Below are 230 nucleotides of genomic sequence, written 5' to 3' on the forward strand. Positions count from 1 at the left end.
TGATGTTTTTATTAGGGTTTTGAGAAAAGTGATAGTCATAGTAATCAACACGCTGAATTAACACTTCCATATCTATTTCATCGCGCTGAGCTGGATAAAGCCATTTTATATTTTTGATAACCGTTTGAGGAATATCTTGTTCAGTTATAAGAAACCAAGGGACTTCTTTTAACTTCCAATACCGCCTTTCTAGCTCAAGCTTTTCAGTAGTTCTAGCATCATCTAAAGCT

At 34.8% G+C, this 230-nt stretch carries 1 protein-coding gene; it reads right to left on the bottom strand.

All coding sequences use genetic code 11. The annotated features are described in order from the left end of the window. Positions 1–230 (bottom strand): TnsA endonuclease C-terminal domain-containing protein (locus tag SB765_RS34435; RefSeq protein ID WP_410933132.1); only part of this gene is annotated, 230 nt, incomplete at both ends.

The organism is Pseudomonas sp. SIMBA_067 (genome assembly GCF_046534675.1).
Taxonomy (GTDB): domain Bacteria; phylum Pseudomonadota; class Gammaproteobacteria; order Pseudomonadales; family Pseudomonadaceae; genus Aquipseudomonas; species Aquipseudomonas putida.